The organism is Sabulibacter ruber (assembly GCF_017355955.1).
Classification (GTDB): Bacteria; Bacteroidota; Bacteroidia; order Cytophagales; family Hymenobacteraceae; genus Nibribacter; species Nibribacter ruber_A.
Genome location: NZ_JAFFID010000001.1, coordinates 2,722,739 through 2,746,036 on the forward strand (window position 1 = coordinate 2,722,739; position 23,298 = coordinate 2,746,036).

At 51.5% G+C, this 23,298-nt stretch carries 23 protein-coding genes; 8 read left to right on the plus strand and 15 right to left on the minus strand.

Annotation, left to right across the window (positions count from 1 at the left end; all coding sequences use genetic code 11):
• Nucleotides 1-307: 307 nt before the first annotated feature.
• The 5 genes from aspS (at nt 308) to JT719_RS11130 (ending at nt 5,927) form a co-directional block, all read left to right on the plus strand.
• Entirely contained in the window at nt 308-2,059 is a 1,752-nt protein-coding gene (gene aspS / locus JT719_RS11110; protein WP_207433126.1) for an aspartate--tRNA ligase, read from the plus strand.
• Nucleotides 2,060-2,506: 447 nt separating this feature from the next.
• Nucleotides 2,507-3,373 (plus strand): alpha/beta fold hydrolase, encoded by an 867-nt coding sequence (locus JT719_RS11115; RefSeq protein WP_207433128.1) that lies wholly within the window; start codon nt 2,507-2,509, stop codon nt 3,371-3,373.
• A gap of 6 nt (nt 3,374-3,379) precedes the next feature.
• A complete protein-coding gene (locus JT719_RS11120; RefSeq protein ID WP_207433130.1) occupies nt 3,380-4,435 on the plus strand; it encodes a sensor histidine kinase in 1,056 nt (351 codons plus the stop codon).
• Nucleotides 4,416-5,132, plus strand: coding sequence for a LytR/AlgR family response regulator transcription factor (locus tag JT719_RS11125; RefSeq protein ID WP_207433131.1), 717 nt, complete (start codon nt 4,416-4,418; stop codon nt 5,130-5,132). The genes JT719_RS11120 and JT719_RS11125 overlap by 20 nt, the downstream gene beginning before the upstream one ends.
• Before the next feature lie 75 nt (nt 5,133-5,207).
• Nucleotides 5,208-5,927, plus strand: a complete 720-nt coding sequence (locus JT719_RS11130; protein WP_207433133.1) for a DUF2625 domain-containing protein — start codon at nt 5,208-5,210, stop codon at nt 5,925-5,927.
• Between the two features lie 305 nt (nt 5,928-6,232).
• Here JT719_RS11130 and JT719_RS11135 read toward each other — a convergent pair whose 3' ends face one another.
• From JT719_RS11135 to JT719_RS11200, 14 genes are all read right to left on the minus strand, one after another.
• The gene (locus JT719_RS11135) at nt 6,233-7,609 is read right to left on the minus strand and encodes an NADH-quinone oxidoreductase subunit N (RefSeq protein WP_207433135.1); all 1,377 of its coding nucleotides are present in this window, start codon (nt 7,607-7,609) and stop codon (nt 6,233-6,235) included.
• Between the two features lie 39 nt (nt 7,610-7,648).
• Nucleotides 7,649-9,097, minus strand: a complete 1,449-nt coding sequence (locus tag JT719_RS11140) for a complex I subunit 4 family protein (protein WP_207433137.1) — start codon at nt 9,095-9,097, stop codon at nt 7,649-7,651.
• Nucleotides 9,098-9,108: 11 nt separating this feature from the next.
• Entirely contained in the window at nt 9,109-11,064 is a 1,956-nt protein-coding gene (gene nuoL, locus JT719_RS11145) for an NADH-quinone oxidoreductase subunit L (RefSeq protein WP_207433139.1), read from the minus strand.
• Nucleotides 11,065-11,122: 58 nt separating this feature from the next.
• A complete protein-coding gene (nuoK, locus tag JT719_RS11150; RefSeq protein WP_123131430.1) occupies nt 11,123-11,452 on the minus strand; it encodes an NADH-quinone oxidoreductase subunit NuoK in 330 nt (109 codons plus the stop codon).
• Nucleotides 11,453-11,747: 295 nt separating this feature from the next.
• Complete coding sequence (locus JT719_RS11155; RefSeq protein ID WP_205501549.1) at nt 11,748-12,263, minus strand: NADH-quinone oxidoreductase subunit J family protein; 516 nt, start codon at nt 12,261-12,263, stop codon at nt 11,748-11,750.
• Nucleotides 12,264-12,295: 32 nt separating this feature from the next.
• Complete coding sequence (locus tag JT719_RS11160) at nt 12,296-12,802, minus strand: NuoI/complex I 23 kDa subunit family protein (RefSeq protein ID WP_242693141.1); 507 nt, start codon at nt 12,800-12,802, stop codon at nt 12,296-12,298.
• Nucleotides 12,803-12,876: 74 nt separating this feature from the next.
• Nucleotides 12,877-13,932: an NADH-quinone oxidoreductase subunit NuoH gene (gene nuoH / locus JT719_RS11165; protein WP_207433141.1), complete on the minus strand. Its 1,056-nt coding sequence runs from the start codon at nt 13,930-13,932 to the stop codon at nt 12,877-12,879.
• Nucleotides 13,932-14,936, minus strand: a complete 1,005-nt coding sequence (locus JT719_RS11170; RefSeq protein WP_205501546.1) for an NADH-quinone oxidoreductase subunit G — start codon at nt 14,934-14,936, stop codon at nt 13,932-13,934. Before JT719_RS11170 ends, nuoH begins: the two co-directional genes overlap by 1 nt.
• 362 nt (nt 14,937-15,298) lie before the next feature.
• On the minus strand, nt 15,299-16,642 hold the full coding sequence (nuoF, locus tag JT719_RS11175; protein WP_207433143.1) for an NADH-quinone oxidoreductase subunit NuoF: 1,344 nt from the start codon (nt 16,640-16,642) through the stop codon (nt 15,299-15,301).
• Entirely contained in the window at nt 16,624-17,163 is a 540-nt protein-coding gene (locus JT719_RS11180) for an NADH-quinone oxidoreductase subunit NuoE family protein (RefSeq protein WP_207433145.1), read from the minus strand. Before JT719_RS11180 ends, nuoF begins: the two co-directional genes overlap by 19 nt.
• 73 nt (nt 17,164-17,236) lie before the next feature.
• The gene (gene nuoD, locus JT719_RS11185; protein ID WP_207433147.1) at nt 17,237-18,451 is read right to left on the minus strand and encodes an NADH dehydrogenase (quinone) subunit D; all 1,215 of its coding nucleotides are present in this window, start codon (nt 18,449-18,451) and stop codon (nt 17,237-17,239) included.
• 72 nt (nt 18,452-18,523) lie between these two features.
• Nucleotides 18,524-19,030: an NADH-quinone oxidoreductase subunit C gene (locus JT719_RS11190; protein ID WP_207433148.1), complete on the minus strand. Its 507-nt coding sequence runs from the start codon at nt 19,028-19,030 to the stop codon at nt 18,524-18,526.
• 3 nt (nt 19,031-19,033) lie between these two features.
• Nucleotides 19,034-19,588: an NADH-quinone oxidoreductase subunit B gene (locus JT719_RS11195; protein ID WP_205501541.1), complete on the minus strand. Its 555-nt coding sequence runs from the start codon at nt 19,586-19,588 to the stop codon at nt 19,034-19,036.
• 102 nt (nt 19,589-19,690) lie between these two features.
• Nucleotides 19,691-20,074, minus strand: coding sequence for an NADH-quinone oxidoreductase subunit A (locus JT719_RS11200; protein WP_207433149.1), 384 nt, complete (start codon nt 20,072-20,074; stop codon nt 19,691-19,693).
• Nucleotides 20,075-20,535: 461 nt separating this feature from the next.
• Here JT719_RS11200 and JT719_RS11205 point away from each other — a divergent pair, with 461 nt between their 5' ends.
• The 3 genes from JT719_RS11205 (at nt 20,536) to JT719_RS11215 (ending at nt 22,356) form a co-directional block, all read left to right on the plus strand.
• Nucleotides 20,536-21,087, plus strand: coding sequence for a hypothetical protein (locus tag JT719_RS11205; RefSeq protein ID WP_207433150.1), 552 nt, complete (start codon nt 20,536-20,538; stop codon nt 21,085-21,087).
• Between the two features lie 132 nt (nt 21,088-21,219).
• Nucleotides 21,220-21,666: a nucleoside deaminase gene (locus JT719_RS11210; protein WP_341350752.1), complete on the plus strand. Its 447-nt coding sequence runs from the start codon at nt 21,220-21,222 to the stop codon at nt 21,664-21,666.
• A 78-nt stretch (nt 21,667-21,744) separates the two neighbouring features.
• On the plus strand, nt 21,745-22,356 hold the full coding sequence (locus JT719_RS11215) for a superoxide dismutase (RefSeq protein WP_205501538.1): 612 nt from the start codon (nt 21,745-21,747) through the stop codon (nt 22,354-22,356).
• Between the two features lie 558 nt (nt 22,357-22,914).
• On the opposite strand, the gene JT719_RS11220 is transcribed toward JT719_RS11215, so the two are convergent.
• On the minus strand, nt 22,915-23,292 hold the full coding sequence (locus tag JT719_RS11220) for a Fur family transcriptional regulator (RefSeq protein ID WP_207433151.1): 378 nt from the start codon (nt 23,290-23,292) through the stop codon (nt 22,915-22,917).
• Nucleotides 23,293-23,298: the final 6 nt, after the last annotated feature.

Sequence of the window (23,298 nt, forward strand, 5' to 3'; positions counted from 1 at the left end):
ATCAATAATGGAATTCAGGGTAGCGTACAGACCAACGTCTGTGCTATACCTTTGACAAGGCACATGCCAAAATCATATATTATTGATTATCAACGCAATACCAACACCGCCCCCGCTTTACTGTTCACAACTGAACAATCCTTTCATCCGAAATTGGACACTGTAGTTTATTTCCGGACACTTTTATCCGGGGCAGACAAGACACTTTGTTTATAAGCCGTTTTTGTCAAAACAGCCCCTAAACGCGTTTCGGCAACTAATGAAACAATCGTTACCTTTGTGGCTTAGTTTCTAAAGAACAGATACAATGCTTCGTTCACACACCTGCGGCGAATTGCGCCTCGAGAATGTTGGTCAGGAAGTGACCCTGACCGGTTGGGTACAGAAATCACGCGACAAAGGCGGCATGCTTTGGGTTGACTTGCGCGACCGTTACGGCATCACGCAGCTGAGCCTGGAAGAGGGTGTTTCTGATGCTACCGTTCTGGCCACTGCCCGTACGCTGGGTCGTGAGTTCGTGGTGAAGGCCACCGGCACCGTGATTGAGCGCGTGTCTAAAAACGACAAAATCGCCACCGGCGACATTGAGATAAAAGTAACCGCGCTGGAGGTGCTGAACCCCGCCAAACTGCCGCCGTTCCTCATCGAGGACGAGACCGACGGCGGCGATGACCTGCGCATGAAGTACCGCTACCTGGACTTGCGCCGCTCACCGGTACGCAAGAGCCTGGAACTGCGCCACCGCATGGCCCAGCAGGTTCGTTCCTATTTAGATAGCCAAGACTTCGTTGAGGTAGAAACGCCGGTATTGATTAAATCCACACCTGAAGGTGCCCGCGACTTTGTGGTGCCCAGCCGCATGAACCCCGGTGAGTTCTACGCCTTGCCGCAGTCTCCGCAGACCTTCAAGCAGCTCTTGATGGTGTCGGGTTTTGACAAGTATTTCCAGATTGTGAAATGCTTCCGGGACGAAGACCTGCGTGCTGACCGTCAGCCGGAGTTTACCCAGATTGACTGCGAGCTTTCCTTCGTGACCCAGGAAGACATCCTGAACACCTTTGAAGGTCTGGTGAAGCACCTGTTCCGCACGGTGAAGGGAATAGAGTTGGCAGACTTCCCGCGCATGACCTACGCCGATGCCATGCGTCTCTACGGTTCAGACAAACCGGACACCCGTTTCGGGATGCAGTTTGTGGAGTTGAACGATGTGGTGAAGAACAAAGGCTTCAAGGTATTTGATGACGCCGAGTTGGTAGTGGGCATCAACGCCAGCGGCAGCGCTTTCTACACCCGCAAACAGATAGATGAACTGACTGATTTCGTGAAACGCCCACAGGTAGGTGCCACTGGTTTGGTGTACGCCCGCGTGCAGGAAGACGGCTCTGTAAAATCAAGCGTGGACAAATTCTACTCGCCGGAGGATTTACAGCAATGGGCCCAGGCCTTCAGCGCCCAACCCGGCGACTTGCTGTTGATTTTAGCTGGCGGAGCTGATAAAACCCGCAAAGCTCTGAATGAGCTGCGTCTGGAGATGGGTACCCGTTTGGGCATGCGCGACAAAGACACCTTTTCTACGCTGTGGGTGCTGGATTTCCCGCTGCTGGAGTGGGACGAGGAAAGCAACCGCTACCACGCCATGCACCACCCGTTCACCTCGCCCAAGCCGGAGGACATGGACCTGATTGACACCAACCCCGGTGCCGTGCGCGCCAACGCCTATGATATGGTCATCAACGGTGTGGAAGTAGGTGGCGGCTCTATCCGTATCCATGACCGGGCCGTGCAGTCTCGCATGTTCAACCTATTGGGCTTCACCCCAGAAGAGGCACAAGCACAATTCGGGTTCCTGTTGGATGCCTTTGAGTACGGCGCGCCTCCGCACGGTGGTATCGCCTTCGGGTTTGACCGTCTGTGCTCTTTGTTCGGCGGCGCCGATTCTATCCGTGACTTCATCGCGTTCCCTAAAAACAACTCAGGTCGTGATGTGATGATTGATGCTCCGTCCCCTATTGCGCAAGCGCAGCTAGATGAGTTGCAGATTGACACCCGCGTGAAATAATTGCTGATTGTTTATTGCTGATGGCTATAGAAAGCCGGTGAGGTCCTGGAGACTTCACCGGCTTTTTTGCGGAGAAGAGGTCAGAACTGTAGCGTCGTTACACCGTAACGACGTGGTTCCACACCGCAAGAAACGTTCCTATCCATTAAAACCGCTCTTTATCCTTTCTTGGGTTGAATGTTACTGCTTGCCAGTAGAAGCGTCCTTGTTCCATAGAGACACGTCGTTACGGTGTAACGACGCTACAGTTCTGTTGTAAATCAACCTCCTTGTTTGCGGCTTCGTTTTCAAAAAAGGGATTGAATCGCCATTGATACTTGGCAGCTCCCAATCCAACCGCCGTTCACCCCGGCCTTTTACCACTCATCATATTTCACTTCAACATCAGGCTTTCATGCTTCACCTTTGTTTCAATCAATCACGGAAACAACTAAACCCCATAAAGCCATGAAAGCAAAAATTACTTCTATTCTTGTTCTACTCTTGATCCTCGTCATTCAGGTACAGGCCAAAACGCCATCTTTCAACGTGGTGAAAACCGGTAAAGGCCCGGCCATGATTTTGATTCCCGGCCTTAACTCGGCTGGCGAGGTGTGGGATGAGACAGTGGCGCACTACCAGAAAAACTACACCTGTTACGTGCTTACGCTTCCGGGCTTTGCGGGGCAGCCTGCCGTGAAAACAGATCATTTCCTGAATAGCGTTAGAGATGAGATTATCGCCTATGTTCAGGAAAATAAGCTTAAAAAGCCGGTGCTGGTGGGGCACAGCCTGGGCGGGTACCTGGTGCTGGCCTTGAGCGTGAAAGCGCCTGATATGTTTGGGAAAGTGGTATGCGTAGACGGTCTGCCCTTTATTGGGGCGGTGCGGAACCCTAATGCCACGGTAGAAAGCATTAAACCAATGGCTGACCAAATGCGCAAATCTATGGCCACTCCTAATCCGCAGATGCAGAAACAACAGGAAGCCAACATGGGCTCCATGGCGGCAGACTCTGCACATATCAAGAAGATTATTGACTGGGGCAGAAAATCTGATTACGCCACTACCGGCCAGGCCATGTATGAGATGTACACCTCTGATCTACGCAAAGACATTGCCTCCATCAAAAGTCCGGTACTGGTGTTGGGCGCCTGGTACGGGTTCAAAGAGTACGGCATAACGAAAGAAATGACCACCAATACATTCAAGGCACAATTCGCTAACTTGCCTAACGCAGAAATCAAGGTAGCCGATACCGCCAGGCACTTCATCATGTTTGATGAACCCACCTGGATGTTCGCGCAAATGGATGCTTTCCTGAAGAAGAACTAACATTACATGCCAAAGCACTCACCTCATCGGTACTGGGTCTGCCAAGCCATTGGCTGGACCTTTTACCTATTTATAGGCCTTCTCATGAGCTTTCTCTTCTTCAAGAGACAGCCAGGCATGATTGCGGTGCAGTTTGTGGGCACAGGAATTTTCTTTGCCACTACCCACCTGCAGCGGCAACTGAGCCATCGGTATCAATGGCTTAAGCTCCCGTTGGGACATTTGGTATTGCTTATCCTGGGCTACAATGCAGTAGCCTCCCTGGTGGTACAGGTACTGACAAGTATCTTCATGCTGGCTCTGGGCATGTTCACCTGGCAGGAGTACAACTTTGGGTACTTACTGATGTACTGCCTGAACGGGCTGGTGATTCTGAGTTTTTGGTCGGCGATCTACTTCGCCTACCAGGCCATTCAGCAATGGAAAGCGAAGGAAGTGGAGACATTGAAGCTCCAACTTTCTTTGAGGGAAGCCGAGTTGGAAGTCATCAGATCACAACTGAATCCGCACTTTCTGTTCAACAGCCTCAACAACATCCGGTCATTGGTACTGGAAGACCCGGCCAAGGCACGGGAAATGATTACCCGCCTGTCGGCCATGATGCGGTACGTGATTGGGTATAACAGAAACAATCTGGTAAGCGTGGCCGAAGAACTGGAATTTCTGGACCATTACGTGGCTTTGGAGAAAATCCATTTTGAGGAAAAGCTGGAGTTCTCCGCCCAGGTTCCTGCCCAGGTCATGACGGCCGCTATTCCGCCTATGAGCATTCAGCTGCTGGTGGAGAACGCCATCAAGCACGGCATCTCCACCCAACCCAAAGGCGGGCAAATCCAACTTTCCCTCTATCGGCAGAACGGGCACCTACAGGTACAGGTAGAAAACACCGGCAGCCTAAAAAACGGCACGGCCCCTGCTGGCATAGGCATTGAACGGTTACTGGAACGGGTAAATCACTCGCTTGAGCAGCAAGGAACCTTCCTGCTTGCCAAATCATCTGACACCAGCGTAACCGCCACCCTTACTCTTCCTTTCAAAGACTATGAAAATCTGCATCATTGAAGATTCCAGACTGGCCCGCCTGGAATTGAAACACCTGTTAACAAAGTTTCCGGAGCTGGAGTTGGTGGGGGAAGCCGAAAACGCCGAGGAAGGCATTATCTTGATTGAAGAACATCGGCCCGATCTGCTGTTTCTGGACATCCATTTGCCCCAGAAAAACGGATTTGAGCTGTTAGAAGAACTGGGACACACGCCGCAGGTAATTTTCACTACCGCCTATGACCAATATGCGCTCAAAGCCTTCGAAAGGAATGCCCTGGACTACCTCATGAAACCTATTGAGGAAAACCGGCTCCGGCAAGCTGTGGAAAAAGCCCTGGCCAATCACCAGCCCGCTAAACCTGCTGCAGCTAGTCCTTTGCTGAGCGAAGAAGACCGCGTGTTTGTGAAAGACGGGGAGCGGTGCTGGTTTGTGACGCTAAAGCAGGTAAGATTAATTGAATCTAACGGCAACTACGCCTTCCTGTATTTTGACCAGGAACGCCCCTGTATTTTAAAATCATTGAATTACCTGGAGGGCCGCTTAAACCCGAAGGTGTTCTTCAGGGCTAACCGCCAACAGATCATCAACGTGAACTACATTGAACAGATCAATCCCTGGTTCAGCGGCAGCATCAAACTTCAACTCAGAGGCGGCGAAGAAGTGGAAGTAAGCCGCCGGCAGACTCAGGTGTTTAAGGAGTTGATGAGCTTATAAAACGTTTAGCCGCTCTTTCTCAAAATACGGGTTAAAAACAGGTTTTCTGCTATCTTCCCGGCTAAGCCTAATCTAATGAAAAACCTCCTCCTGTTCCTATTGCTGTGCTGTTGTATCCAGGTCTATGGCCAGGGGCAACCCAAACGAACCTTGAAGGAGCTCATCAACACCCAGGAACCTGGTTGGGATTTGGTTACTACCTGGATGAAAGAAGCCAAAAACAAAGTGGAAGTGCTTCCCAAAACCCAAGCCAACGCCGATGCCGCCTTGCTGCAGGCACAGGTGACTACCCGCTCGCCTATGGGAGCGGTGATCTATGAAACAGGCGGCATTCTGATTGACAATGGCTGGCTAAGAATTCTGGGTTCAGGTTCTCCTCGGCTACCAAGGAGCCTGATGGCTTGGAACAAAGGCAAATCCTACTTAACAGAGGGAGAACAGCCCTCGTTTTTATTGGTAGCGGATGATGCCTTGGGCGGGTTCTTTGCGATCAATGCAGGTGCAATCAGCGAAACTCAAATCGGAAAGATTTTCTACTTATCCCCGGATAATCTACAATGGGAACCCACTGAACTGGGTTATTCAGAATTTCTTCGATTTTGTTTCTCTGCCAACTTAGCAGGCTTTTATGAAGGCATGCGCTGGAAAGGCTGGGAAGCAGACGTAAAGAAGCTTGCCGGGGACCGAGGCATCCATTGTTTCCCATACCTCTGGACTTCCGAAGGAAAAGACATCAACAAGGTTAGCAGAAAGGATGTGCCTATAGAAGAGCTGTGGTTGTTGTATAATAAGTAAAAGCAGAGACAAGGTAGACCTGTCTTTAGGGTGAGACACTCGTAGGAGCTGCGCACATTACGAGGTCATACAGACTGTTGCTTAAGTAAGTTTAAACCTCACAGTTTTTTTTAAAACCTGTGAGGTTTTTGTTTCTCCTGCCGATATATAGTTGGCTCAAGAGACCTCGTAGTGTGCGCAGCTCCTACGAGTGTCTCCGCCGAAAGCTTTTCAAGCCTACTTTTCACAAAATATATCCAAAACACGATAAAGCAGAAGAGGCGCCCAAAGGCGCCTCTTCTGCTTTATCTAAGACGGAGTTAGTCTTACAGCAAATTGCTGAACAGGCCTGGTGCCACCCCCATCAAGACGGTGAGAACCACCAGTGAAATCAAGGTGAAAGTAGCCAAAGGATCTAAAGCGATGCGGTCACCGGCTGGCTCTTTCATGTACATGGCAATAATCACTCTGAAGTAGTAGTAGATACCTACGGCAGACATCAACACGGCAATCACAATCAGCCAAACCATGTCTTGCTCCAGCGCTGCGGAGAACAAGAACAGCTTCCCGAAGAAACCTCCGGTCAACGGAATACCCGCCAATGACAGCATGGCAACAGTCATGACAAAAGCGAGCAGCGGGTTGGTTTTACCCAAGCCATTGAAGGCGGCATACTCATCAGAACCGCGCTCATCAGACACGTACTTCATCACACCAAAGGCAGCAATAGTAGCCACGGCGTACGCCAGGGAGTAAAACAGAATGGCGTTCTCGGAGCGGTCGTTGAAAGAAGTCAGGGCGATCATCAGGTAACCCGCGTGCGAGATACTGGAGTACGCCAGCATCCGTTTCATGCTGGTTTGCGTTACGGCTCCAATGTTCCCGATCAACAGCGTAAGCACCGTAATGGCTACTACCGTTGGGAACCACTGATCGTACACCCCACCAAAAGCAGCCGACATCAGTTTGTAGAAAGCGGCAATACCAGCGGTTTTCACCACGGTAGACATGTAGCTGGTGAAAACGGTTGGTGTTCCTTCGTACACGTCTGGAGTCCAGAAGTGGAAAGGAGCCGCACCAATCTTGAAAGTGATACCGGTCAATACCAGCAGCAAGCCCATCAACAGCAGCGGAGCCGTAGCCGGATCCATTCTGGTAGCAGCCGCGGCGATATCCGTCAGGTAGAAGGCACCAGTGGCCCCGTACAACAAAGCCACGCCAAACAGCAGGATACCGGTAAAGAACGACCCCATGAGGAAGTACTTCATGGAAGCCTCGTTGGAAAGGATGTTGCGTTTATCAGAACCGGCCAGAATGTACATGCTGATAGACATGATCTCGATGCCCACAAACAGAATCAGCAGGTTTTCATAGGACACCATCATGATGCCGCCCACTAGCGAGAACAGCAACAGAGAGTAATACTCAGCCAGGTTGGCGTTCTCGTTGATGGCGTACCGACGGGAAAACGGCAGAATGAGCAAAGTAGACACCACCATCACCGCCGTAAAACCAACGGAGAAGTTATCGGTGGAGAGCATGTTGCTGAAATAGCTTTTCGGCTGGTTCCAGTCAAACAGGGTTGCACCCAAGGCTACTGCCAAAAACAGCAACACCACGGGCATGAGCACTCTTTTGGATTTCATGAACCCAACGAACAGGTTCAGGATACCGAATATGGAGAGTAGAATTATGGATGTCATGAGCAGGTAATTTCTCCTGTAATTGAAATAGCGTCGGGGTTAGCGTTTGATCACGTCCAATAGTTTCAGCACGGACGGTTCAGAAAGGCTCAAAAACGTGTTAGGGTGTAAGCCAATCCAGAACACCATCACTACCAGCGGCACCAACACGGCTTTCTCGTTGAAAGTAAGATCAGTGAAGCCTCTGGTAATCTCGTTTTGCTCGCCAAACATCACGCGCTGGAACATGCGCAACATGTACACGGCTCCCAGGATGATGGTAAGACCAGCAATAGCGCCCATCCAGTTGTTGTACTGGTACACGCCCATCAGAAGCAGGAACTCGCCCACAAACCCGTTGGTAAGCGGCAGGGCCACCGTTCCCAGCAACAATACCAGAAAGCAAACCGACATAAATGGTGTGTTCTGCGTGATTCCGCCCATAGCGGCGATCTCGCGGGTCCCGATGCGGCTCTGAATGATGTCAATGATGAAGAACATGCCTACCACGTTAATCCCGTGGCTCAGCATCTGCACCATGGCGCCCTGCATTCCGTGCTCGTTCAAGGTGAACAAACCGGCGGCAATCAAGCCCACGTGCGAGACAGAAGAAAATGCCACCAGGCGCTTCAGGTCCTGCTGACGGATGGCGATGATCGCCCCGTAGATAATCCCGATGATGGCCAACACCAGCACCACCGTAGACCACTGGCTTACGCCCAACGGCACTACTGGCAGTAACCAACGCAACGCACCGTAAATACCCATCTTCAGCATGATACCAGACAGAAGCATAGTACCGGCGGCAGGAGCCTCAGAGTAGGTATCGGGTTGCCAAGTATGGAATGGGAACACCGGCATTTTGATAGCGAAAGCGATGAACAGGAACCAGAACAGCCAGCTTTGGGTACCGGCATCCAGCACTAATTGGTAGAAAGCTACTTCCTCAGAACTGTGCGTGCCCGGCGTCTGGAAGTACAGGTACACGAACGCGGCCAGCATGAACAGAGAGCCAAATACGGTGTAGATGAAAAATTTGAACGTTACGCGTACCCGGTTCTCGCCGCCCCACATCCCTGCAATGAAGTAGATCGGGATCAAGGCTACTTCCCAGAAGAAGTAGAACACAAAGGCATCCAGCGCGGTGAACACACCCACCAGACCGGTTTGCATGAACAGGATAAGCGCGTAGAAAGAAGAAGGCTTCTCGTAGTTGTGCTTGAACGTAGACAGGATGATCAAGGGTACCAGGAACACGGTCAACAGGACCATGAGCAAGCTGATGCCATCCATGCCTACTTTGAACATAATGCCGGCCTCGGCAATCCAGGGTTCATTGAGCAGGAATTGAGTACTGGCGTTCGGGGTGAAATTGATCCAGGCCCATACTCCCAGCACCAGCTCTGCCAAAGCCGCGCCAAACGCGATTCTCTTGGCTCCCTGTCCTTTTACCAACAGTACCAGCAGTGCGGCCAGAGCCGGCCATAAGATTAATAAAGCGGTTAACATGTTTGGCAGTATCAGATAATAAAGTTCAGCAATAAGATTAACGCGATGCCCAGCACCATCAGGAGCAGGTAAGAGCCTATGGCGCCGCTCTGCACGAAGCGCAGCGTACGGCCTCCGCCTAAAGTGGCTTTCCCAAACCCGTTCACAATGGGGTCAATGATGCCTTTCTCCACAAAGCGGTACAGACCGGTAGACAAGCCCATCACAGGTTTCACAAACAGCCCGTTATAGAGTTCATCCACGTAGTATTTGTTGTACACCAGCTTGTGCAGCGGCGACAGGGCAGCCCCTTCCTCGGCGGGAACGGTTCTTTTCTTGCCGTAGATGACGTAAGCCAGGATAATAGCCACCACCGCAACCGCGACTGAAACGGCCATCAAAATGTACTCGGTTTCGTGGGATAAGTGGTGTGCTTCAAACGCGCTCGGCACAGATCTTCTGGCCAGTTCATACACCGGCGACAGGAAGTTACCCAGCATGTGGTTCTCGCTGAATACCGCCGGCAAGCCCATGAACCCTCCAATGGTGGAAAGTATTGCCAGGATAATCAATGGAATGGTCATCACGGCCGGAGATTCGTGCAGGTGATGGCGTTGCTCCTCAGTGCCTCTGAACTCGCCGTAGAAAGCCAGATACAGCAGACGGAACATGTAGAACGCGGTCATGAACGAGGTCAACAGACCGAAGGCCCACATCACTTTGCTGTGCATGAACACGTGCGCCAGCAACTCGTCTTTCGAGAAGAAACCGGCAAACGGCGGAATACCGGAAATAGCCAGCGTCCCGATTAAGAAGGTCAAAAACGTAACCGGCAGCGCTTTTTTCAGGCCACCCATTCTACGCAGGTCCTGCTCGCCGCTCATGGCGTGAATCACGCTACCGGCACCCAGGAACAGAAGTGCTTTGAAGAAGGCGTGCGTCAATACGTGGAAGAGCGAAGATGAATACGCCATTACGCCCAAGGCCAGGAACATATAACCCAGCTGACTTACCGTAGAGTAAGCCAATACTTTTTTAATGTCGTTTTGGAAGAGACCGATGGTAGCGGCAAACAGCGCAGTAGCCAAACCAATAATGGCAACAATCTCCAGCGTATCTGGTGCCAGGGTGTACAACACGTTGGAACGGATGACCATGTAGATACCGGCCGTCACCATGGTAGCGGCGTGGATGAGGGCAGAAACCGGAGTTGGACCGGCCATCGCGTCTGGCAGCCAGGTGTAAAGCGGTAATTGAGCTGATTTACCCATCGCGCCTACAAACAGCAGCAGGGTAATGGCTACTACTACACCATCGTTCACCTCGCTCAACTGAGAAGCCTGGTTGAAGACCTCGCCGTAGCTCACGCTTCCGTAGGTAATGAAAATCAGGAAAATACCCAGCAAGAAGCCCAGGTCCCCGATGCGGTTGATGATAAAAGCTTTCTTGGCGGCGTTGTTATACGGCGTGACCTTGTTCCAGAACCCGATGAGCAGGTACGAGCAAAGCCCCACACCTTCCCAACCCACGAACATCATCACGTAGTTAGACCCCATCACCAGCAGGAGCATGGAGAACACGAACAGGTTCAGGAATGCGAAGAATTTACCGAAGTTCTCGTCATGGCTCATGTAGCCCGCCGAGTAGATGTGGATCACCGATCCTACGCCCGTTACCAACAGCAGCATGATAAGCGATAGTTGGTCAATCTGGAACGAGAACGGAATACGCAGGGCGCCTACGTTGATCCAATTGAAAATATCTGTCGTATACGGACGGTTGCCGTAACCTTCAAACCCGAAGAATAGGTACAATGACAGCAGGAATGAACCGATTACGGTGGCACAACCCACCAGTCCCGCCAGCCCTTTCGGCAATTTCCGGTTACCCAGCCCGTTGATCAGGAACCCGATCAGCGGCAGGAGCGGAATCAGCAAACACACCCAGGTCATCTCAGCGTTGTTTGCCGGCAAAATAAATTCTTGCATTTGTTAAAACGTAAATGGAACGGTATTCTTTAGAGATTCAGCAGAGCGGAAACCCGCTTTACCATTTCAGTTTGTTCAGGATGTTGATGTCGGTGGAACGCACGTTCCGGTAAATCATCACAATGATGGCCAAACCCACGGCCACCTCGGCGGCGGCCACTGCCATGATGAAAAACACGAAAATCTGTCCGTTGGGGTCTGAACGGTACGAAGAGAAAGCCGTCAGCAACAGGTTCACAGAATTGAGCATCAACTCAATGCACATGAAGATAATGATGGCGTTGCGGCGGGTGAGTACCCCAATAATCCCGATACAAAAAAGAGCGGTGCTGAAAAACAGGTAATAGTTCAGCGGGATGGTCCTAATGACCTCAGGAATATCATTCATGATAAATACGTTGGTGAAATAAGCGTTGGACGCGCTTGACAACAGCGCCCAAAGTTATTCCCATTTTTTGGTAAAACCATATGAAAAGCCACCCTCTACCGGGCAGCTGGCACTCTTCTGTTGGCGTTTTAAAGCTATTTTCAGGAAAAAGCCTCTAAAACGATGGGCCTCCTGCCAGAAACGCTATCCTATTTTGGCCCTGATTTCAGGAAAACAGCCCTAAAATGGCTTGCGGCAGTGGCAATAAAAAAGGACAACGTGGATAGCTGTCCTTTTTCAGCCTCTTGAAAGAGACTTAGAATCTATTCTGCTCGCCCGGCTCGCGCTTACCCAGCATTACGGCACCCGCCATCGCTGCCAGGAACAACACAGACGCTAACTCAAACGGCAACAGGTAATCCCTGAAAAGCACTTTCCCCAGGTTCTCCACCATGCCTATCTGCGAGTCAAACACGGCGGTAGTGGCCAGTTGGGTGTTCACGTCTTTCAAGGCGGCAATCATCACCACAAACAAGATACCTCCGGCAATGGCCGCGGCAATTTTGCTTAGCATAGGTTTGTGCTGCTCGGTGTCTTCGCGCATGTTCAGGAACATAATTACAAAGAGGAACAACACCATGATGGCGCCCATGTACACAATAAAGTTCACCGCCGCCAGGAACTGGGCATTGAGCATGATATAATGCCCGGTAAGCGCGAAGAAAGTCAGGATCATGAACAATACGCTGTACACGGGGTTTTTAGAGGCAACTACCCCAATAGCGGCAAACAGCGTGAGAAAAGTGAGAAAGTAAAAAAGATTACCCGTCATAATGGTTATAGGTGATGCGCGGTGGCAGCGGATTATTGATTTTGAATGGGCATGGGCTCTACCAGACGGTCTTTGCCGTAGATGAACTCATCGCGCTCGTAGCGGGCCGGAGCCAGTTTATCGTTCTGCAGGAAGATAGCCGCTTTAGGGCAGGCTTCCTCACAAAGGCCGCAGAAGATGCAACGCAGCATGTTAATCTCGTAGCTCACCGCGTATTTCTCCTCGCGGTACAGGTGCTCCTCGCCGCGCTTGCGTTCCCCGGCCACCATGGTAATGGCTTCGGCCGGACACGCCACCGCGCACAGACCGCAGGCTGTGCAACGCTCTCTCCCCTTCTCATCACGCTTAAGCACGTGCAGACCACGCCACACAGCACTCATAGGGCGGGTTTCCTCTGGATATTTAATGGTCGCTTTCTTCTTGAAGAAGTGACGCATGGTGATAGACAACCCCTGGAAAATAGCCGGAAGATACATTCTCTCCGACATGGTCATGGGTTTCTTCTCCAGCTTTTTAGCTCTATTACTAAGTGATTGCATGTCTCTTATAAACTCTTAAATGATCTGGCAGAGGAGCAGTTTTGAGGGCTGCTCCCCTCCTATTCATATTGTGCTTAGAACAACTCCTGCTTTAGCAGAATGGCACCGCCGGTGATGATCACGTTGGCAATGGACAACGGAATCAAGATCTTCCAGCCCAGGTTCATCAACTGGTCATAGCGGAAACGCGGCAAGGTCCAGCGTACCCACATGAAGAAGAAGATGAAGAAGAAGATTTTACCAAACAGCACCAGAGTACCCAGAATGGTCACCACGTTGTGCGGCAAACCTAACTGGTTCATGAACGGGAAATTATACCCCCCGAAGTACAGGGTGGCCATTACCGCCGAAGCCACGAAGATGTTCACGTACTCGGCAAACAGGTACAAGCCCATTCCCATAGAGCTATACTCGGTGTGGTACCCGCCAATCAATTCGGTCTCGCACTCAGGTAAGTCAAACGGTACGCGGTTGGTCTCCGCGAAAGCGCAGACAATGAAGATCAGGAAGCCCAGGGGTTGGTAGAAAATGTTCCAGTTCAAACCAGAAATCCCGAACAGCTCTTGCCCCTGCTGAGCCGCGATGTCGCGCATAGACAAGGTGCCGGTTACCAGCAACAAGGCGATGATAGACATCCCCATGGCCAGCTCATAGCTGATGTTCTGCGACGCCGCCCGGATAGCTCCCAACAGCGAGAACTTGTTGTTGGAAGCCCAACCGCCAATCATGATGCCGTACACCCCTAAGGCCACGATCCCGAACACGTACAGAATCCCGATGTTCACCTCAATAGCCTGCAAGTGAATAGCCTCACCGCCAATGATTAAGGTACCGCCAAACGGAATCACCGCGCTGGACATACAAGCCGTTAACATGGCCAGCGATGGTCCGGCAATGAACAGGAACTTGTTCGCGTTAGCGGGCACAAACTCTTCTTTGAAGAACAGCTTCACCGCATCGGCCAAAGGCTGTGCTAACCCGAACGGTCCCGCCCGGTTAGGCCCCACGCGGTCCTGAATGAAAGCAGCTACTTTACGCTCGGCGTAGGTAGAATAAGTGGCAATCAGCAACGTAACCCCGAAAACGGCCAGGATGATGAGTGCTTTGATTAATAATAAGGATAGCTCCATTATGCGTGTCTTCCTAAGTTAAAAGGAGTGTCTTTCAAATCTTCTTCGGTAGAGCCCGGTAAGTTAGGCACCACCGGCACGTTCAACACCGGCAACTCGTAGTGGTTGGTAGAAATTACCGAGCCACGGTCAATCTTGCGAGGGCCTTCAATGGTCCAGTCGTTCGGGTCTTTGTGGTCAAAGCGGCACTCGTTACAGATGAACTCCTGTACCTCGTTGTACTGGTCTTTGCGGGCCGTAACGCGTAGCACGTCATTCCCCCGCATCCACAGCACGGTTTTACCAGAACACTTCGGACAATCGCGGTGCGCGTCTACCGGTTTGGTGAACCACACGCGGTTTTTGAAGCGGAACGTCTTGTCAGTCAAAGCACCTACCGGGCACACGTCAATCACGTTTCCGGAGAAATCGTTGTCAATCACGTTTTCAATGTAGGTTCCAATCTCGGCGGCATCGCCCCGGCCCAACACACCGTGCACGCGCTTATCAGTGATCTGGTTGGCGGTGTACACGCAGCGGTAGCACAGGATACAGCGCGTCATGTGCAGCTGCACCAATGGTCCGATGTCGATTTTATCAAAGGTGCGGCGCTCTTCTTCGTAACGGGTGCCGGAAGTACCGTGCTCGTAGGCGAAGTTCTGCAGGTCGCACTCCCCAGCCTGGTCGCAGATAGGGCAATCCAGGGGGTGATTGATCAACAGCATCTCCACTACGCCTTTGCGGGCAGCCAGTACATCTGGGTTCGTGGTGTTTTCCACCACCATACCGTCCTGTACCGGAGTCACGCAACTGGCCACCAACTTAGGCATTGGTCGAGGATCTTTGGCTGAGCCAGCCGCCACTTTCACCAGGCACGCGCGGCATTTACCACCGCTTCCTTTTAAAGGAGTATAGTAGCACATGGCTGGGGGCACCACCTCACCGCCGATTTTACGGGCTGCGTTGAGGATGGTAGTTCCTTCCTCTACCTCCACCTCTATGCCATCAAAAGTAATCTTTACCATGTTTTGTTTATTGTTGATTGCTGATTGTTACTTGTTGTGAACATTCAGCAAATGGCTATTTAGTTGTATTTCTGTTTAGAGTCTCTTTTCAGGAAAACTGCCTCTAAACAGCACTTTACTTACTTCTAGTCAGAACCAGCTTCACGCATTTCGTCCCCCTTTGAAGGGGGTAGGGGGATGATATCTCGTGCTGACATTTGCATTTCCGAGCATCAATTCCCTTTCGCGTTTAAAGTGAGTTATCGGTTCTTCTAACCTCTTTGTCATCCCCCTACCCCCTCAAAGGGGGACTTATCAGGAATGCTTACTTTAGATTGTGTTTCAGGCCCGTTTTTTATAAAACCGGCCTAAAACGGAAATCCTTATGCTAATACAGATTCAGCTTTGTTGAACACCGCACCTGGAGCTGTAGCAGCCTGCGGGTGTTTCACGTGCCATTCAAACTCCTCGCGGAAGTGACGAACGGCGGCGGCAACCGGCCAGGCAGCGGCATCACCCAACGGGCAGATGGTGTTTCCTTCAATCTGCTTGGCAACACTCACCAACAGGTCAATGTCGTGCATGTGGCCGTGACCGTACTCAATGCGGTGCAGGACTTTCTCCATCCAACCAGTTCCTTCACGGCACGGGCTGCACTGTCCGCAAGACTCGTGGTGATAGAAGCGGGCCAAGGTCCAGGTGTGGCGCACGATACAGGTATGGTCATCCATCACGAAGAACCCACCGGAGCCCAGCATGGTACCCGTGGCAAAACCTCCGTCAGACAGCGACTCATAGGTCATCAATCTGTCTTCGCCTGCAGCCGTTTTCAGAATTAATTCTTTGGGCAGGATTGGAACGGAAGAACCTCCGGCAATCACCGCTTTCATGTCGCGGCCTTTCCAGATACCGCCGCAGTACTCGTCTGAGTAGATAAATTCCTCTACCGGAACGCCCAACTCAATCTCGTACACACCTGGTTTGTTGATGTTACCACCCGCAGAGATCAGCTTGGTACCCGCACTACGGCCTACCCCAAACTTGGCGTATTCTGCTCCGGTGTTGGTCACAATCCACGGCACCGTAGCAATAGACTCCACGTTGTTCACCACAGTTGGGCAACCGTAAAGCCCCCAAACCGCTGGGAACGGAGGCTTGTTACGTGGATTACCGCGCTTGCCTTCCAGAGACTCTAACAGCGCCGTTTCCTCGCCACAGATGTACGCGCCACCGCCTGGGTGTACGTGCAAGTCTAAGGAGTAACCGCTGCCCAGGATATTCTCGCCCAGGAAACCGTTGGCGTACGCCTCGGCAATGGCTTTCTCCAGAATGCGCAGCACGTACAACAATTCTCCACGGATGTAGATATAGGAAGTGCGGCAGCCCAAAGCGTAGCTGGAGGTAATCATGCCCTCAATTAAGAGGTGCGGCAGTTTCTCCATCAGGTACCGATCTTTGAAAGTACCCGGCTCTGATTCGTCGGCGTTGCACACCAGGTAACGTGGCTTGCCTTCTGGCTTGGCCAGGAAGCTCCACTTCATACCGGTAGGGAAACCGGCACCACCCCGGCCTCTTAAGCCAGAAGCTTTCACCTCTTCCACCACTTCCTCAGGGGTCATGGTTTTGAGGGCTTTCTCTACTGAGGCGTACCCGCCGTGCTTGCGATACACGTCAAAGGACTGAATGCCTTCAACGTTGATATGTTCAGTTAATAATTTTCTTCCCATGGTTTCCTTACAGTTAAGGCTTTCAGCTCTTCCAGCATCTGGTCAGCGCTGGCGGGGTCTAGGTTCTCGTAGAATTTCTCGCGTACCTGCAACATTGGGCCAGTTCCGCAAGAGGCTAAGCATTCCACGGTTTTCAGGGTGAAGTTGCCATCGGCAGAGGTCTCGCCCACTTTGCAGCCCAGGCGGTTCTCCAGGTGCTCAATCAGTTGGTCTGAGCCACGCAGCATGCAAGGACCGGTGCGGCATACTTCCAACACGTGCTTGCCTACCGGCTTCAGGTTGAACATGGTGTAGAAGGTGGCTACCTCGTACACTTCAATGGGCAGGATATTCAGGATTTCGGCCACTTTGTCCATTACCTCGGGGCTCACCCATCCGCCAAACTCCGCTTGCGCGATGTGCAGGATAGGCAGGATGGCAGATTTCTGCCGTCCTTCTGGGTAATGCGAAATGTAGCGCCGGATTTCGGCCATGGCCCCTTCCGAGAACTGTACTTCTTTTTTTTCTACTGTTTGATCCATTTGGTCAATGGCAGGTATAAAAGCTGCCTTGCGGCAGGCTTGGGAAAAATCGTTTCTTATTTACAGGAGTTACTTAGGCGTCCAGTTCCCCGGCAATCACGTTCATGGAAGACAGCGTCACGATGGCATCAGACAACTGTGAACCCACTACCATCTCCGGATAAGCCTGGTAATAGATGAAGCAAGGTCTTCTGAAGTGCAGACGGTACGGCGTGCGGCCTCCGTCAGACACCAGGTAGAAGCCCAGCTCGCCGTTTCCGCCCTCTACCGAGTGGTACACTTCACCGGCCGGAGCATCAATCTCACCCATCACAATCTTGAAGTGGTAGATCAAGGCTTCCATGTTGCGGTACACCTCTTGCTTTGGCGGCAGGTAGAACTCAGGGGCATCGGCGTGGAACGGACCTTCGGGCAGGTTATCAATGGCCTGCTGAATGATGCGTAAGCTTTGCCAGATCTCCTCGTTGCGTACCATGAAGCGGTCGTAGGTGTCGCCCTTGGTGCCTACCGGAATCTCGAAATCAAAATCCTGGTAAGAAGAGTAAGGGTTCATAACGCGCACGTCATAGTCTACGCCAGCAGCCCGCAAGTTAGGGCCGGTGAAACCGTAGTTCAAGGCACGCTCTGCGGTGATAGGGCCAACGCCTTCCACGCGGTCAATGAAGATGCGGTTGCGGTTGAACATGGTCTCAAACTCCTGCATTACTTTAGGGAAGTCACGCAGGAAGTCTTTGATTTTCTGGATGGCCGAAGGAGACAGATCACGCTCCATACCGCCTACTCTACCCATGTTGGTAGTTAAGCGGGCACCGCAGATCTCTTCGTAAATATCGTAGATTTTCTCGCGTTCCTGGAAAACGTACAAGAAACCAGAGAAGGCTCCGGTATCCACACCCAGGATGGAGTTACAAATCAGGTGGTCGGCAATACGGGCCAGTTCCATCACAATTACTCTGATGTATTCGGCACGCTTGGGAACCGTCACGCCCAGCAGTTTCTCCACTGTCATCCACCAGCCCATGTTGTTGATGGGCGAGGAGCAGTAGTTCATGCGGTCTGTGAGCGGGGTGATCTGGTAGAAGTTACGGCGCTCCGCAATTTTCTCGAAGGCGCGGTGGATATACCCAATGGTGGGCACGCCCGATACGATCTTCTCGCCATCCATTTGCAGGATGTTCTGGAAGATACCGTGCGTGGCGGGGTGCGTGGGACCTAAGTTCAGGGTGGTTAACTCCTGAATGAAGGTATCCGTGGTATTTATCTCAGTGGTTTGTTTGGCTAACTCCATCTTGGCGCTTAAAAGTAAGCAGAAACGCCGGCGGCCTTGCCTGTAAAGCAAAGCCGTTGGCGTTTCCCGTGTTTATCTTCCGAAGAAGGTATTGATCTTGTCTTCGCGGGTCTGGTCTTCCAGCGGGAACTCCTTGCGCATTGGGAACGCTTCCATCTCCTCCACATTAAGGATGCGGATAAGGTTAGGATGGCCTTCAAAGCGGATGCCGTAGAAGTCCCAGGTCTCACGTTCCATCCAGTTGGCTGTAGCGTACAGGTTGGTGGCCGTTGGCACTACGGCATCGTCTTCGGGGAAGAAGATTTTAATGCGTAGCCTGATGTTGTTCACCAGACTGTGTACGTGGTAAATCACCCCTAATTCCTGGCCTTTGTTGTCTGGGTAATGAATCCCGCACATGGTGGTCAGGAACTGCATCTGCAGCACCTCATCGTCATAGAGGGCTTGCAGCATGGGAATAATGTTTTCCCGGGTGGTGGTAACGGTGACAAGCCCGTAAGGCTCCTGGATGTCGAACACCTGGTCGCCAAACTTCTCCTGAAGTCGTTGGATCAGCAGTTCGTTCGTGATTTCGGCCATGCCTTATTTAATGTTGTAAGAAGCTAATAGTTCCTGATACTCCGGTGAGTTCCGGCGACGCAGTGATTCGTTTTCGGCCAGGTCCTGGATGCGCATCAAGCCTTGCAGAATCTGCTCTGGGCGGGGCGGGCAACCGGGCACGTACACGTCTACCGGCACTACGCGGTCAATACCCTGCAGCACGCTATAAGAGTCAAAGATACCGCCGCTGGTAGCGCAGGCACCCACGGCCATTACCCAACGCGGCTCGGCCATCTGCTCGTACACCTGTTTTACTACCGGACCCATTTTCTTGGCAATGGTACCCATCACCATCAGCAGATCGGCCTGGCGGGGCGAGAAGCTGGGGCGCTCAGACCCGAAGCGGGAGATGTCATAGTGCGCACCCATGGTGGCCATGTACTCAATACCGCAGCAAGAGGTGGCAAACGGCAACGGCCACAAGGAGTGCTTGCGGGCCAGACCTACTACTTTCTCAAAAGAAGTGGCAAAAAAGCCAGCACCTTCCATGCCCTCAGGGGCCTCCACCAGTTGAATATCGCTTTTGTTATCGCTCATGTTGGTTTTCGCTTTGTTTTCAGAAAAACAGGCCAGAATCAGCCTCTTCCTGAACACATTACCGCTTGTAAAAGTTTGCCGTTTTGGCGGCGAAGTACAATTCTACTCCCACTTAAGAACCCCTTTCCGGATCACGTAGTAGAACCCGGTCAAAAGTAGTCCCATGAAGAGCAGCATCCAGATAAAGCCATCTATGCCCAGGGCCCGGAAGTTCACCGCCCAAGGGTACAGGAAGATCACTTCCACGTCAAACAACACAAACAGAATGGCAATCAGGAAATACTTGATGGAGATGGGGGTACGGGCATCGCCTTTCGACTCAATACCGCACTCCCAGGAGGCGTTTTTCACCTGGCTTTTGCGTTTGGGGCCAATAAGGTGGGTCACCACCATAGAGAACACCACAAAACCCAAGGCCGCCGCAAACTGAATCACAATAGGCAGATAATCTCCCGGTAAATATTGTGCAGGGGCAGTTGTTTCCATAGAATAAAGAAATTTGGAACAAAATTAGGCAACTCTACCTAACATTCAAATTAAAAAGCAGTTTGGACTATACTTTGCTTTTCCTTTAGTATCAAACGAACATCCGTTCTGATTATTTTATAAAATCAATCAATTGCAATCGATGGAAATTAAATATTTGAGAAAATATTAGGCTTTCTTGTAATAATTTATAACATTTAATCACTAATACACATGAGTAGTGAAATTACACTCATTCAAGCGGACAGTTGTTCCCTCCGGCTTTCCCTTTGAAAAAAAGGTATTTAGTAAGTTTTCTTCTCTTTGATAAAAGCCCTGCTATTTTAGCTGGGCTTTTTCCATTTGGGCACCTGGTTGCAAAACCCTGTTTCAGGGCTACCTTTGCACCCTTCCGGAACTTAATGGCCTGCTATTTGCATTGGGCTATGATGACCATCAAAGACACTCAGTTTTAGTTTAGAATGAAACCCAACTATCTTTTTGCGCTTCTGCTGCCGCTCATGTTCTTACTGGCCTTTGCCCCAAAGTTGAAGAAAGTGACGGTAGCCAAGAACGTGACGCTTTCTATACCGCAGAATTTTGAAGTGATGCCCGATGACGGAATCGCCCGCGAGTACCCCGCTGCCCGTAAACCGTTGGGCGTGTTCACCAGCCCAGACGGAAACGTGGACATCAGCGTGAACCAGCGCCCCAGCACCTTCCCCACCAATGACATCACCATGCTGCTGCCGTTCTACAAGGCGTCTATCCAGCGGATGTTCACCGAGGTGCAGTTCCTGCGTGAGGAAAAGCAGACCATCAACGGCCGCGATTTCCTGGTGTATGAGTTTGTCTCCACCGTGCGCGATGAGCGCCGCAACAGCAACATGGCACCCGTGCGCAAGTACACGCTCATTCAGTACACGTTCCTGAAAGACCAAATGCTTATCTTCAGCTTCAACGCGCCGGTGCAACTGCAGAAAGACTGGCAGGAAACTGCCCGCGTCGTGATGGCCAGCGCCACCGTGAAATAACTTTTTTATTAGATTGAGATTGCCTTTGTTTCGGGCCTGTTTTCCAGAAAACAGGCCCGAAACCTTTTCTACCCAACCACAGAATAAAGACGGCAGTAAACAATTGTCGGCCTTTTCTTTTAACTTCATCCTGTGCTAAGCATCCATTCAGACGAACATTTCATGCGCGAGGCCTACAAGCAAGCGCTTTACGCCCTCGAAGAAGGCGAAATTCCCATTGGCGCCGTAGTGGTGTGCCAGAACAAAATCATTGCGCGCGCCTATAACCAGACCGAGAAACTGAACGACGTGACGGCCCATGCCGAAATGCTCGCCTTCACCGCCGCCGCCAACCACCTAGGCAACAAATACCTGCACGACTGCACCCTGTACGTAACCGTGGAGCCCTGCGTGATGTGCGCCGGCGCCAGCTACTGGAGCCAACTGAAACGCATTGTCTACGCCACCGCAGACGAGAAACGCGGCTACCGCCGAACTGGTGTGAACCTATTGCATCCCAAGACCGAGCTGGTGACCGGCATCATGGCCCATGAGTGCGCGCAATTGATGACCGAGTTTTTCCGGGCGAAAAGAATTTAATCTTAACTTTGGCGCGTTCCGGGCAGTATGTATGTAGGAACAGCAATTGTATCTTCTAACCTAAAATCGAATAAAACTATGGCATTTGAACTTCCGCAACTTCCGTATGCGTACGATGCGCTAGAGCCGCACATCGACCGTCAGACCATGGAAATCCACCATACCAAGCACCACCAGGCCTATCTGACCAACCTGAACAACGCCATTGCCGGCTCTGAGAAAGAAGGTCAGTCTATTGAGGAGATCCTGCGCGATGCCGCCAAAACTCCGGCTATCCGTAACAACGGCGGCGGGTACTACAACCACAACCTGTTCTGGACCATCCTGAGCCCGAACGGCGGCGGAAACCCAACTGGTCCGGTAGCTGAGGCGATTGACAAGGCATTCGGTTCTTATGACGCGTTCAAAGAAGAGTTCACCAAAGCTGCTACTACCCGTTTCGGTTCTGGCTGGGCCTGGCTGTGCGCTTTGGAAGGCGGCAACGTAGCCATCTGCTCTACCCAAAACCAAGACAACCCCTTGATGGAAGGCGTTGACACCTGCGGCGGCGTTCCAATCCTGGGTCTGGACGTATGGGAGCACGCCTATTACCTGAAATACCAGAACCGCAGACCAGAGTACATCTCTGCGTTCTTCAACGTCATTAACTGGGATGAAGTAAACCGCCGCTACGCAGAAGCCAACGGTTAATACTGTAAAGATTTCAAATCTGCCGAAAGGGTCTCGCTGTTACGAGTGAGGCCCTTTTTCTTTTTCCCAGAAGCAGGATTCTCAGGATTTAGATGATTTTCAGGATTGCTGGATTGTTGATTGCGAGATTGTTGATTGTTGTACAAATCTTAAAAAACGCTGGCGCGAGTTTACAACTCGCGCCTACAGATGATGGGTAGTCTCCTGACTACCCTCGCTGCACCGCAGCGAGATTGCGCATCATTGAGCCTTCAATGCGCGGAAGTTACTTCCGTGACTTTCTTATGGTTCTCAGAAGATACGGAAGTTACTTCCGCGCCATAATGGGCTCGTTTCTGAGCCATTTTTTAGAAAACAAGCTAAAAGCACTGATCTTATTCGCTGGTGCGAGCCTCCGGCTCGTGTCCGTACGCGTACCAGAACTATTCTTGAGGAACAGCTTAAAAGAACAGGAATATGTGTGGACACGAGCCGGAGGCTCGCGCCAGCGGTCATTACTGTAAGTACTGTGGTTCTGCCTTGATTTTTAACAAACGGTTTTAAAGCGGCGCTTGCCATTCAAACTCTGCATTCCGCGCAATAGCCAGACACCCAGCAATTCACATTCAGCGCGGAGTAACCTGCGGGTAGGCTCGCTTTTACTTCCTCCTCCAGGCACTCCACCTTTTGGCAGTGCACGCACCTGAAATGGAAATGGTCATGGGCGTGGTGGTGCTTCTCACATTTCTTACAGAGCGCAAAGTAAGACTTACCATCATCTGAGACAATGCGGTGAGTGAGGCCATCCTCGCAGAACCGATTCAACACCCGGTAAATAGTGACTCTATCAGCCTCACCTTTCAGTTGCTGCTCAATCATGTCCTGGCTCAGCGCCGACGGACTCGATTTCAGCATGGCCAAAATGGCTTGCTGGGCGGGCGTGTTCCTTCTTTTCATACTCAC

Coding starts and splice junctions, on each gene's coding strand:
- JT719_RS11120 (WP_207433130.1), top strand. CDS start 3,380: ATGCCAAAGCACTCACCTCATCGGTACTGGGTCTGCCAAGCCATTGGC.
- nuoL (WP_207433139.1), bottom strand. CDS start 11,064: ATGCAAGAATTTATTTTGCCGGCAAACAACGCTGAGATGACCTGGGTG.
- JT719_RS11115 (WP_207433128.1), top strand. CDS start 2,507: ATGAAAGCAAAAATTACTTCTATTCTTGTTCTACTCTTGATCCTCGTC.
- nuoF (WP_207433143.1), bottom strand. CDS start 16,642: ATGGGAAGAAAATTATTAACTGAACATATCAACGTTGAAGGCATTCAG.
- JT719_RS11180 (WP_207433145.1), bottom strand. CDS start 17,163: ATGGATCAAACAGTAGAAAAAAAAGAAGTACAGTTCTCGGAAGGGGCC.
- JT719_RS11160 (WP_242693141.1), bottom strand. CDS start 12,802: ATGCAATCACTTAGTAATAGAGCTAAAAAGCTGGAGAAGAAACCCATG.
- JT719_RS11125 (WP_207433131.1), top strand. CDS start 4,416: ATGAAAATCTGCATCATTGAAGATTCCAGACTGGCCCGCCTGGAATTG.
- JT719_RS11220 (WP_207433151.1), bottom strand. CDS start 23,292: ATGAAAAGAAGGAACACGCCCGCCCAGCAAGCCATTTTGGCCATGCTG.
- JT719_RS11155 (WP_205501549.1), bottom strand. CDS start 12,263: ATGACGGGTAATCTTTTTTACTTTCTCACTTTTCTCACGCTGTTTGCC.
- aspS (WP_207433126.1), top strand. CDS start 308: ATGCTTCGTTCACACACCTGCGGCGAATTGCGCCTCGAGAATGTTGGT.
- JT719_RS11135 (WP_207433135.1), bottom strand. CDS start 7,609: ATGACATCCATAATTCTACTCTCCATATTCGGTATCCTGAACCTGTTC.
- JT719_RS11215 (WP_205501538.1), top strand. CDS start 21,745: ATGGCATTTGAACTTCCGCAACTTCCGTATGCGTACGATGCGCTAGAG.
- nuoK (WP_123131430.1), bottom strand. CDS start 11,452: ATGAATGATATTCCTGAGGTCATTAGGACCATCCCGCTGAACTATTAC.
- JT719_RS11190 (WP_207433148.1), bottom strand. CDS start 19,030: ATGGCCGAAATCACGAACGAACTGCTGATCCAACGACTTCAGGAGAAG.
- JT719_RS11130 (WP_207433133.1), top strand. CDS start 5,208: ATGAAAAACCTCCTCCTGTTCCTATTGCTGTGCTGTTGTATCCAGGTC.
- JT719_RS11205 (WP_207433150.1), top strand. CDS start 20,536: ATGAAACCCAACTATCTTTTTGCGCTTCTGCTGCCGCTCATGTTCTTA.
- JT719_RS11200 (WP_207433149.1), bottom strand. CDS start 20,074: ATGGAAACAACTGCCCCTGCACAATATTTACCGGGAGATTATCTGCCT.
- nuoH (WP_207433141.1), bottom strand. CDS start 13,932: ATGGAGCTATCCTTATTATTAATCAAAGCACTCATCATCCTGGCCGTT.
- JT719_RS11170 (WP_205501546.1), bottom strand. CDS start 14,936: ATGGTAAAGATTACTTTTGATGGCATAGAGGTGGAGGTAGAGGAAGGA.
- nuoD (WP_207433147.1), bottom strand. CDS start 18,451: ATGGAGTTAGCCAAACAAACCACTGAGATAAATACCACGGATACCTTC.
- JT719_RS11140 (WP_207433137.1), bottom strand. CDS start 9,097: ATGTTAACCGCTTTATTAATCTTATGGCCGGCTCTGGCCGCACTGCTG.
- JT719_RS11195 (WP_205501541.1), bottom strand. CDS start 19,588: ATGAGCGATAACAAAAGCGATATTCAACTGGTGGAGGCCCCTGAGGGC.